This window comes from Bradyrhizobium ferriligni, assembly GCF_056837965.1.
In genome coordinates this window covers 14460-25449 of sequence record NZ_JBXEJO010000061.1, presented here as the reverse complement: position 1 = coordinate 25449, position 10990 = coordinate 14460, and the positions used below count along the sequence as shown (strand labels likewise).

The window sequence follows — 10990 nt, the reverse complement described above, 5'->3', positions numbered from 1 at the left end:
GGGGAGAGGGAATTGAGTTCGATTGACAGAACGGGACGTATGGCTCCGGTGACCGGCGTCGAGCGTCATTCGCTTCGCCGCCATGCCTGGCGCGGTCCGTCGCTCAGGCCTTGGCTCGGTCTTGCGCCGATCGGGCTGCTGGCCGGGCTGGCGCTCGGCGGCTGCGACAACAAGAGCGCGCAATCGCAGGCCGCGCCTCCGCCGCCGCCCGTGACCGTCGCGCAGCCGGTCAAGCGCACCGTCACCGACTGGGACGAGTTCACCGGCCGCTTCGAGGCGATCGAGGAGGTCCAGGTCCGCGCCCGTGTCGGCGGCTTCGTCAACAGCGTCGAGTTCAAGGATGGTGCGATCGTCCATGCGGGTGATCTGCTCTACATCATCGACCCGCGGCCGTTCGAGGCGGTCGTGCTGCAGGCCGAGGGCCAGCTCGCCGACGCGCGCGCCAAGGGGGAGCTTGCCAAGCGTGATCTCGAGCGCGGGCTGAACCTCGTGCAGACCAGCGCGGTCTCCGAGCAGGTCGTCGACCAGCGCCGCCAGGCGTTGCAGGCGGCACGCGCGGCCGAGACCCAGGCCGAAGGCACCCTGAAGGCCGCGCAGCTCAACGTCGAATTCACCCATGTGCTGGCGCCGATCACCGGCCGCGTCAGCCGGCATCTGGTGACCCCGGGCAATCTGGTGCAGGGCAGCGAGGGCGGCGCGACGCTGCTCACCTCGATCGTGTCGCTCGATCCGATCTACATCTATTTCGACGTCGACGAGGCGACCTATCAACGCAACAGCAAGCTGTGGTTCGAAGGCAGGCGGCCGAGCTCGCGCGACACGGCGAACCCGGTGCAGATCGCGTTGACCGGCGAAACCAAGCCCTCGCATGAGGGCAAGATGGACTTCCTCGACAACCGGCTCGACGTCTCGACCGCGACGCTGCGCAGCCGCGCGGTCGTTCCGAACAAGGATCTGTCGGTTCTGCCCGGCCAGTTCGGCCGCGTCCGCATCATCGGCTCGTCGCCCTATGAGGCGCTGCTGATCCCGGACAGCGCGGTTGCCACCGACCAGTCGCGCAAGATCGTGTTCGTGGTCAAGGACGACAACACGGTGGAAGCAAGAGCAGTCACGCTCGGGCCGCTCGACGATGGCCTGCGCGTCGTCCGCGAAGGCCTCAAGGCGGAGGATCACGTGATCGTCGACGGCCTGCAGCGCGCCCGCGTCGGCGCCAAGGTGACGCCGAAGATGGCGCAGGCTCCGGCGGATTCCAAGCCCGCGGCAGGCGACAAGCCGGCGGCCGCTGACAAGCCCGCCGCAGGTGCCAAACCATGAATCTCGGCAGGCTCTCCATCAACCAGCCCATCCTCGCGATGGTGCTGTCGATCGTGCTGCTGATCGTCGGGGCGATCGCCTATCCGACGCTGCCGGTCTCGGAATATCCGCAAGTGGTGCCGCCGACCGTCGTCGTCACCACGCAATATCCGGGCGCCTCGGCGCAGACCGTGTCCGACACTGTCGCCGCTCCGATCGAGCAGGAGATCAACGGCGTCGAGGACATGCTGTATCTCTACAGCCAGGCGACGTCGAACGGCCAGCTCACCATCACCGCGACCTTCAAGCTCGGCACCGACCTCGACAAGGCCCAGGTGCTGGTGCAGAACCGCGTCGCGATCGCGCAGCCGCGGCTGCCCGAAGAGGTGCAGCGCAACGGCGTGACCACGCGCAAGAACTCGCCCGACATCCTGATGGTCGTGTTCATGCTGTCGCCCGACGACACGTTCGACCAGCTCTACATCTCCAACTACGCGCTGCTGCAGGTCCGCGACCAGCTGTTGCGGCTCGATGGCGTCGGCGACATCCAGATGTTCGGCGCGCGCGATTACTCGATGCGGCTGTGGCTCGATCCCGACCGGATCGCCAATCTCGGTCTGACATCGACCGAGGTGCTGGCGGCGATCCGGGCGCAGAACCTGCAGATCGCCGGCGGACAAATCGCCGAGCCGCCGATCGCCGATCGCGCCTTCCAGCCGAACCTCGTCTTCACCGGCCGCCTCAAGGACATCAGGCAGTTCGAGGACATCGTGGTGAAGGCCGGCTCCGACGGCCGCACGGTACGTCTGCGCGACGTCGCCCGCGTCGAGCTCGGCGCGCTGTCCTACGCCACCAACAGCTTCCTGCTGCGCAAATCCGCCGTCGCGCTGCTGGTGACGCAACGGCCCGGATCGAACGCGCTCGCCACCGCCAAGAGCATCTCCGACACGATGGAGCGGATGAAGGCGAGTTTCCCGAAGGGGCTCGACTACAATATCGGCTACAACCCGACCGAATTCATCGCCCAATCGGTCCACGAGCTGATCAAGACGATCTACGAGGCGATGGCGCTCGTCGTCATCGTGGTGCTGGTGTTCCTGCAGGGATGGCGGCCTGCGATCATCCCGATCATCGCGATCCCGGTGTCGCTGGTCGGCACCTTCGCGGTAATGGCCGCGCTCGGCTTCTCGATCAACAATCTGACGCTGTTCGGCCTGGTGCTGGCGGTCGGCATCGTGGTCGACGACGCGATCGTGGTGGTCGAGAATGTCGAGCGACATCTCGAGCACGGCATGAGCAGGCGCGACGCTGCGCTCAAGACCATGGAGGAGGTCGGCGGCGCGCTGGTCTCGATCGCGCTCGTGCTGTGCGCGGTGTTCGTGCCGACCGCCTTCCTCGGCGGCATTTCCGGGCAGTTCTTCCAGCAATTTGCGGTGACGATCGCGGTCGCGACCGCGATCTCCTGCTTCTGCTCGCTGACCCTGTCGCCGGCGCTGGCCTCGCAGATCCTGGTGCCGCATGAGGAGAAACGCCCGCCGGCGCGCTGGAACATCATCGCGCGCGGCTGGGATAGCTTCACCGCGCTGTTCAACCGCGTGTTCGACCGGCTCGCGCACGGCTATGCATCGGTAGCCGACTTCGTGATCCGGCATACGGTGGTGATGCTTGCGCTCTACCTCGTACTGATCGGCAGCGCCGGCTGGCTGCTCGCGACCACCTCGCAGGGCTTCATTCCGGCGCAGGATCGCGGCTACGTCATCATCTCGGCGCAGCTGCCGGGCGCCGCGTCGCTGGCGCGGACCACCGCTGTTGTGCGCGAGATCGAGCGGATCGCGCTGGATACGCCGGGCATCGTTCGCGTCGCGGCTTTCGCCGGCTTCTCCGGTGCGACCCGCACGCAGCAGGGCAACGCCGCGGCGCTGTTCCCGGTATTCGACGAGCCGGAGGCGCGCCTGAAGAAGGGGCTGACGGCGAACGCGATCACGGCCGAATTGCGCAAGCGTCTGTCGGTGATCCAGGGCGCCTTCATCATCGTCATTCCGCCGCCGGCCGTGCCCGGTATCGGCACCGGTGGTGGCTTCACCATCCGTGTCCAGGATCGCCAGGGGCGCGGACCCGAACTGCTGGCTTCCGCGACCGATGAACTGGTGACAGCCGCGCGCAAATCGCCGTCTCTCACATCGGTGTTCTCGCCGTTCACCGCGAACACGCCGCAGCTGTTCGTCGACATTGATCGCGTCAAGGCGCAGAAGCTCGGGGTGCCGATCGCCAACATCAATGACACGATCCAGACCTATTTTGGTTCGACCTATGTCAACGACTTCAACCTGTTCGGCCGCACCTATCACGTTACCGCGCAAGCCGATCTGCCGTTCCGGAAAGACAGCCCCGATCTCGCGAGGCTGCGCACCCGCAACGTCGCCGGCGACATGGTGATGCTCGGCAGCATCGTGGACTTCAAGGACGTCTCGGGACCCGACCGCGTGGCGCGCTACAATCTGTACTCGGCGTCCGAACTGCAGGGTGAGCCGGCACCGGGCGTGAGCTCGACGACGGCGCTCAACACCATCAAGCAGCTCGCCGACCAGACATTGCCGAGCGGCTTTTCCTTCGAGTGGACCGACCTGTCCTACCAGCAGGTCACCGGCGCCAATGCCGGCCTCTACGTGTTCCCGATCTGCGTGCTGTTCGTCTATCTGGTGCTGGCCGCGCAATATGGCAGCTGGACCTTGCCGTTCGCGGTGATCCTGATCGTGCCGATGTGCCTGTTCGCGGCCACGATCGGCGTGCGGCTGATGGGCCAGGACGTCAACATCCTGACCCAGATCGGCTTCGTGGTGCTGGTGGGGCTGGCCGCCAAGAACGCGATCCTGATCGTCGAGTTCGCGCGCGACATCGAGCTCGAGGGCCGGTCGCGGCTGGACGCGGTGATCGAAGCCTGCCGGCTCCGTCTGCGGCCGATTCTGATGACCTCGTTCGCCTTCATCCTCGGCGTGCTGCCGCTGGTGGTGTCGACCGGTTCGGGCTCGGAGATGCGGCAGGCGGTCGGCGTTGCCGTGTTCTTCGGCATGCTCGGCGTCACCCTGTTCGGCCTGATCTTCACGCCGATCTTCTACATGGTGGTGCGCAACCTCGCGGAAGGAAAGAACGAGGGCAAGCCGGCGGAGCCCAAGGCGACTGTGGCGGGTTGAGCAGCCTACACTTGTGTCCGTCACCCCCGCGCAAAGGCTTCGCCTTTGTCGCTGGAGGAGCCTGCGAAGCAGGCGTCTCGAAGGGTGCACGGCCACGAGCCGGGCCGTGCGCCCTTCGAGGCTCGCCCAGCGGCGCAGCTGCGCCGCAAGGCTCGCACCACAGGGTGACGGGTCAAAGATCATGCGCGACCGCCGCGAGCCCATACTTTTGGCTGAGCGGAAAGAGATGGGCAGGCGTGGGGTTATAAAATAATGTCGCGCCGATTTTCCTGATAGAAACTGCTGGGAGAGCATAAAATGAAGTCCGGATTTTTGGCCGCGGTCGCGGCTTGCAGCCTGATGCTTGCGGCGCCGGCGATGGCCCAAGGCGTCAAGATCGGCATCCTGAACGATCAGTCCGGCGTCTATGCCGACTACGGCGGCAAATATTCGCTCGAAGCCGCGCGGATGGCGGTCGAGGATTTCGGCGGCGAGGTGCTGGGACAGAAGATCGAGATCGTTACCGCCGACCATCAGAACAAGCCGGACCTTGCGACCGCGATCGCGCGACGCTGGTACGAGGTCGAGAACGTCGACATGATCACCGAGCTCACGACGTCGTCGGTCGCGCTCGCGGTGCAGGAGCTGTCGAAGGAAAAGAAGAAGATCGACATCGTGGTCGGCGCGGCGACCTCGCGCATCACGGGCGATGCCTGCACGCCCTACAGCTTCCACTGGGCCTATGACACCCGCGCGCTCGCCGTCGGGACCGGTGGCGCGCTGACGGAGGCGGGTGGCGACACCTGGTTCTTCCTGACCGCCGACTACGCCTTCGGCTACGCGCTGGAAAAGGACACCAGCGACATCGTCGTGTCGAAGAAGGGCAAGGTGGTCGGCTCGGTCCGCGTGCCGCTCAACTCGTCGGACTTCTCGTCCTTCCTGCTGCAGGCGCAGAGCTCGAAGGCCAAGATCATCGGGCTCGCCAACGCCGGACTCGATACCACCAATTCGATCAAGCAGGCGGCCGAGTTCGGCATCGTGCGCGGCGGCCAGAAGCTCGCCGGCCTGTTGATGACGCTGTCGGAGGTGAACGGTCTTGGGCTCGAGGCGGCGCAGGGTCTCGTGCTCACCGAGGGCTTCTACTGGGATCACGACGATGCCTCGCGCGCCTTCAGCGAACGCTTCTTCAAGCGCACCAGCCGGATGCCGAGCATGATCCACGCCGGTACCTATTCGGCGACGCTGAGCTATTTGAAGGCGGTGAAGGCCGCCGGCACCAAGGACAGCGAGGCGGTCGCCGCCAAGCTGAAGGAGCTGCCGGTCGACGACGCCTTCGCCAAGGGCAAGGTGCTCGCGAACGGCCGCATGGTGCACGACCTCTATCTGTTCGAGGTCAAGAAACCCTCGGAATCGAAGAAGCCGTGGGACTATTACAAGCAGATCGCCGTGGTGCCCGGCGACAAGGCCTTCTTCACCGCCAAGGAAAGCGGCTGCCCGCTGACCAAGTGAGGCGAGGCTAGCGAAACAAACATCGGTGTCGTCCCGGCGAAGGCCGGGACCCATAACCACCGATGTCGGTTGTTGCGCGCAGCTGGAGCTCCAGCCTTCGCAAAACACCTGCCTGTGGTAATGGGTCCCGGCCTTCGCCGGGACGACGGCGAAATATGTGGCGGCGTTACGCGTGGACCAGCCGCCACACCGCGCCGCCGATCGCGCCGACCCAGAGGATGACGCAGGCCAGCGCCTGGATGGCGAAGCCGGGGCTGCGTTTCGCCACCGCTTCGCGATAGCCGATGAAATAGACGATGCGGCCGATCACCCAGATTGCGCCGACCGCCGAGGCCGCGGCATCGCCGACATAGATCGCGAACAGCCAGAGCGACGGCAGGAAGATCGGCATCCATTCCAGCGTGTTCATCTGGATGCGGTAGATGCGCTCGAAATCCGGATTGCCCGTGATCGCGGGCAGCTTGACCCCGTAGACCGCGCGGGCGCGGGCGACCTGCAGCGCGAAGAAGAAGTGCAGCGCGACCGCAAGGCAGGTGACGATGGCGGTGTAGTGGTACATGTCAGGCATTTCCTCTTTCCATTGGTCCCGATGTCATGACGGGACAGCGAAGCCCGGTGTGACATGCGGCCTTGCTTTACCTCTCCCCGCGCGCGGGGAGAGGTCGGAACGCATCGTCAGATGCGTTCCGGGTGAGGGGGGACCTCGGCGAGACCAGCTGTCACCGCGTACGTGGAGACGGCCCCTCACCCCAACCCTCTCCCCGTAAGAACGGGGCGAGGGAGCACAGTTATGCCGTGGCCCCATTCGGACCAATTCCGTCACGTCCTAGTACCCCGTCATCTCAAGATAGCCGATTCCGGCGTGGCTGCCTGAAAAGCGGATCGGGCCTTCCCAATACGGGAAGCTGGTTCCCATCCAGCTCCGTGCATTGAGTGGCGTGGTCTCGATGGCAAGGCCGCGCGCGGGCAGGCTGACGCGCCATGACGTCGGCAGCTTGCGGCCGTCGATCTCGGTGGTTGCGAGCGGCGCGATGCTGTTGCCGCCGGCGGCGATCTCGGCCGAGCGGCCGTCCGGCGTGATCCAGTTGCCGAACAGGTTTTCGCGGCCGTCCTTCTGGCGCAGCCGGTACAGCATCAGCTTCTCGTCGCCGGGTAGATGCAGCGAGAACCAGTCCCAGCCGGTCTGGTCGGCCGCCAATGGCTGGCTGCTCCATTCGCGATCCATCCAGGCCGAGCCCGTGACATCGACCGGCCTGTCGTCGATCACGATGCGGCCGGACGCCTTGTAGAACGGTTGGCTGTAGTAATAGGAGGCCTGCCCGCGATCCGACTTGCGGCTGTAGCCGTGGTCGCCCTGCAGCACCAGCGCGCGGTCGGCCTCGAGCCGCAGCGCGGTGCTGAAGTCGTCAGCGGAGGCCTTGAGCTCAAGCGGCGCGACACGCTGCGCATCGAATGCATCGCGCCCGCGCAGCTCCCATGCGTCGATCCAGGCGCGGAACGGCGTGGCTTCGACGGCGGCCTGCCCGACGCCGCCGCGGGCAAAGGTTTCGCTGAAGCGGTGCGTGCCGGCGCTGGTCACGGCGGCGTGGCCCATCCAGAGCTGCTGATTGGCCCAACCCTCGGCCGGTCCGCCGGCCTTCATCGCCTGGCGGAACAGCGTCCATTGCGCGCCATAGGCCGCGCCGCTCGTGTCGGACAGGTTGGCGGTCACGTACCACCACTCGATCCGGAATTCCGGATGCGGGCCGTGATCCGCAGGGAACGTGAACGGCTTGCCCGGCGTGACGGCGGCAAATCCTTCCGCTGTCTCGCCGAGCCCGGCAAAGCCCTGCGCAAGGCCCTTGCCGCGCAGCGCGAGCCCCAGCGCACCGCCGGCAAAGGCGCGGCGCGTGATGGTGCCGCTAGCGCTCATTGACAAAGATCCTGATCAGGCTGGCCGGCTGCATGCGGGCAAGCCTCGCGACCGGCAGTGCCGCCGCGCAGAATGCTGCGGCCAGCGCCACCGCGAGCAGCTCGATCAGCTGCAAGGGAAATACGTGGAAGGGCAGCCGCCAGCCGAACGCCTTGACGTTGACGATCGCAAGCAGGCACCACGCCACCAGAAGGCCGAGCGGCAGCGCGAACAGGGCGGTGATCAGTGCGACCGCCATGGTCTTCAACAGTTCGAGCGCGGCGAGCCGCCGCCGGGTCAGGCCGATCGCCCAGAGCGGCGCCAGCTGCGGCAGCCGCGAGTTGGCCAGCGTCAGCAGGCTGGTCAAGAGCGCGATGCCGGCGACGCCGAGGGTGAAGGCGTTGAGCGCTGCGGTTACCGAGAAGGTGCGATTGAAGACCCGCCTGGATTCCGTTTTCATCCTAGCCTGGTCGGCGACGTTGCGGTCGTCGAGGCCGAATTTCTCCTGCAGCGCGGTGATCAGCGGTGCGATCTTGTCCGGTGCCACGCGGAGGCCCATCCGCGTCATTGGTGTCTGCGGGAAGCGCCGGGTCAGCGCGGCGAAGTTGACCGCGATCTGGCCCTTGGGGTTGCCGTAATCGGCATAGATGCCGACGATCTCGAGCGGCCAGTTGCCGCCGGGGGCGGGCACCTCGATATGATCGCCGATCGCCAGCTTCATCCGTCGCGACAGCTGCTCGCTGACGAGGCCGGTGTCGCCGGGCCGCAGCCGAACCCACGCATTCGCAGCGCTTTCGAGCAACGGCCAGTTGTCGCGATAGGTGGCGTGGTCGGGCAGGCCGAGCACCTCGATCGGCGCGCCGCCGAGCTGGGTGTCGGCGCGGCCGCCGGGCAGGATTGCCTCAACCTCGGGTCGATCGCGCAGCCAGGCCTTGATCTCCTTTGCCTGCTGATCGCTGGCGGCGCTGATATAGACGTCCGCGGCGAGGCGGCCATCGAGCCAGACCAGGAAGGTGCGGTTGAAACTTTCCACCATGGTGCCGACGCCGACATTGACCGCGAGCGCAAGCAGCAGCGCCATCAGTGCCAGCGACAGGCCCGACAATTGTTGGCGGCTGTCTGCCCAGAACCAGATGCCGACCGGCGCCCGCGCGCTGCGCTGCCCGAACGCCAGCGCAATCTGCAGGACCATCGGCAGGATCAGCGCCGCGCCGAGCATCAGCGCGGCGAGCACGGCAAATCCCGCGATCAGGGAATCGCCGAACCAGATCAGGCCCGCGGCGACCGCAAACACCGCGAGTGCCGCCGCGCTCTGGATGATCAGCCAGCGGCGCTGCGCCTGCTGCCAGGCCTGCGGCTGCGCCGTCGCCAGCACCGGCATCCGGATCGCTTTGGCAAGGCTAGCGGCCGCCGCGGCGAGCGCGCCCAGAATGCTGATGGCGATGCCGGCGAACCACCAGACGGGTTTGAGCGAAAGCTGTCCGGGGATCTGCGCGCCATAGAGCCCACGCAGCGAGGCCGCGACATCCGGCAGCAAGGCAGCCGCGATGAAGTAGCCGCAGACGAGGCCGATGAGGCCGGCGACCAGCGCCAGCGACACCAGCTCGATCACCAGCACGGTGTTGAGCATTCGTGCCGAGACGCCGCAGGCGCGCAGCGTGCGCAGCATCGGCAGCCGCTGCTCGAAGGCGAGGCCGATCGCGGAGTTGACGATGAACAGGCCGACGAAGAACGACAGCAGGCCGAACGCGGAGAGGTTGAGATGGAAGCTGTCGGTGAGGCGTTCGAGGTCGCTCTCGGCGCTCGGCTCGACCAGACGGAGCTTGTCACCAGCCACGCTTTCCAGCGCTGCGTGCGGTGCTGTGGACTTGCCGACGAGCAGGCGCGAGACCTGGCCGGGCATTTTGAGGATGTCCTGCGCGATGCCGATATCGACGATCAGTGCGCCGGGCGCGAGCTCGGCCTGCACGCGCAGCGGCGGCAAGCTCGTGCCGTTGGCCTCTGGCCGCTCGCCTTCCTTGAGGCCGAGATCGCGCAGCGTCTCCAGCGCCACCAGCATTTCACCCGGCGGCGTGACGAAGGCTTGCAGGCTGCCGCGGCCGACCGTCGGCGCGTTGCCGACCTCGGACGGCAGCGTCACCGGCTCGACGCCGAGCAGGCGGAAGCTGCGGCCGTCGATCTGGACCCGGCCCTCCAGCATCGGCGACACCGGCCAGCCGGCACGGCGCAGGTCGACGAACTGTTTTTGCGGGAAGGTCGCGCTGTCCGTGGCGACCAGCATCGCGGTGCGCGATCCGCCGAAGGTCGCGGCGGCGCGGTCATAGGCGATGCGGGCCTGCTGGTTCAGCGCCTGCACGCCGCTCCACAGCGCGGTGGCCGAGATCAGCCCGATCAGCAGTGTTGCGAGCTGCATCGGATGCCGCCGCCAGTGGCTGAGCAGCACGGCGAGGATCCACAGCGCGCGCCTCATGCGACGATCCCGGCATGCAAAGTGACCTGGCGGTCGAGCGTTGCCGCGAGCCGCGCGCTGTGCGTGACCATCAGGAAGCCGCAGCCGGTGCGGGTCACGAGATCGCGTGCCAGTGCCAGCACCTCGTCGGCGGTGTCCTCGTCGAGATTGCCGGTCGGCTCGTCGGCGAGCAGCAACAGCGGCTTGGGCGCCAGCGCGCGGCCGATCGCGACGCGCTGCTGCTGACCGCCGGACAATTGCTCGGGATAGCGCCTGAGCAGGCTTTTCAGGCCGAGGCGCTCGACCAGTTCGTCGTGCCAGGCGGCGTCATGCCGGCCGGCGATGCGCGACTGAAACACCAGATTGTCCGCGACCGTCAGGCTCGGGATCAGGTTGAACTGCTGGAAGACGAGGCCGAGCCGGTCGCGTCGCAATTCGGCGCGGCCGGCGTCGTTGAGGCGGGAGACGACGATGTCGGCGAGGGCGATCTCGCCGCTATCGGCGGCATCGAGCCCCGCGATCAGATGCAGCAGCGTGCTCTTGCCGCTGCCGGATTCGCCTGATAGCGCCACGCTTTCGCCGGTTGCAACGGCAAGGTCGACGCCGCGCAGCACGGCGACGTCTTCGCCGGCAGAGCGGTAACTCTTGGTCAGGCCGGTGACGCGAAGCACCGCGGCG

General features: G+C 66.8%; 7 protein-coding genes. 3 read left to right on the top strand and 4 right to left on the bottom strand.

Annotated features, from left to right (window positions below; genetic code table 11):
* Positions 1–48: 48 nt before the first annotated feature.
* The 3 genes from AC1VNY_RS30495 to AC1VNY_RS30485 all read left to right on the top strand — a co-directional run bounded on the left by AC1VNY_RS30495 (position 49) and on the right by AC1VNY_RS30485 (position 5972).
* The gene (locus AC1VNY_RS30495) at positions 49–1314 is read left to right on the top strand and encodes an efflux RND transporter periplasmic adaptor subunit (RefSeq protein WP_482407954.1); all 1266 of its coding nucleotides are present in this window, start codon (positions 49–51) and stop codon (positions 1312–1314) included.
* Complete coding sequence (locus tag AC1VNY_RS30490; protein ID WP_028344243.1) at positions 1311–4484, top strand: efflux RND transporter permease subunit; 3174 nt, start codon at positions 1311–1313, stop codon at positions 4482–4484. Before AC1VNY_RS30495 ends, AC1VNY_RS30490 begins: the two co-directional genes overlap by 4 nt.
* Before the next feature lie 297 nt (positions 4485–4781).
* On the top strand, positions 4782–5972 hold the full coding sequence (locus tag AC1VNY_RS30485; RefSeq protein WP_028344242.1) for an ABC transporter substrate-binding protein: 1191 nt from the start codon (positions 4782–4784) through the stop codon (positions 5970–5972).
* Between the two features lie 166 nt (positions 5973–6138).
* Here AC1VNY_RS30485 and AC1VNY_RS30480 read toward each other — a convergent pair whose 3' ends face one another.
* From AC1VNY_RS30480 to AC1VNY_RS30465, 4 genes are all read right to left on the bottom strand, one after another.
* The gene (locus AC1VNY_RS30480) at positions 6139–6531 is read right to left on the bottom strand and encodes an MAPEG family protein (RefSeq protein ID WP_482407953.1); all 393 of its coding nucleotides are present in this window, start codon (positions 6529–6531) and stop codon (positions 6139–6141) included.
* Positions 6532–6798: 267 nt separating this feature from the next.
* Positions 6799–7884 carry a lipocalin-like domain-containing protein gene (locus AC1VNY_RS30475; RefSeq protein ID WP_482407932.1) on the bottom strand — a complete coding sequence of 362 codons (1086 nt, stop codon included), beginning with the start codon at positions 7882–7884 and terminating at the stop codon, positions 6799–6801.
* Positions 7874–10333: an ABC transporter permease gene (locus AC1VNY_RS30470; protein WP_482407931.1), complete on the bottom strand. Its 2460-nt coding sequence runs from the start codon at positions 10331–10333 to the stop codon at positions 7874–7876. Before AC1VNY_RS30470 ends, AC1VNY_RS30475 begins: the two co-directional genes overlap by 11 nt.
* Positions 10330–10983 carry an ABC transporter ATP-binding protein gene (locus AC1VNY_RS30465; RefSeq protein ID WP_028343545.1) on the bottom strand — a complete coding sequence of 218 codons (654 nt, stop codon included), beginning with the start codon at positions 10981–10983 and terminating at the stop codon, positions 10330–10332. Before AC1VNY_RS30465 ends, AC1VNY_RS30470 begins: the two co-directional genes overlap by 4 nt.
* Positions 10984–10990 lie beyond the last annotated feature (7 nt).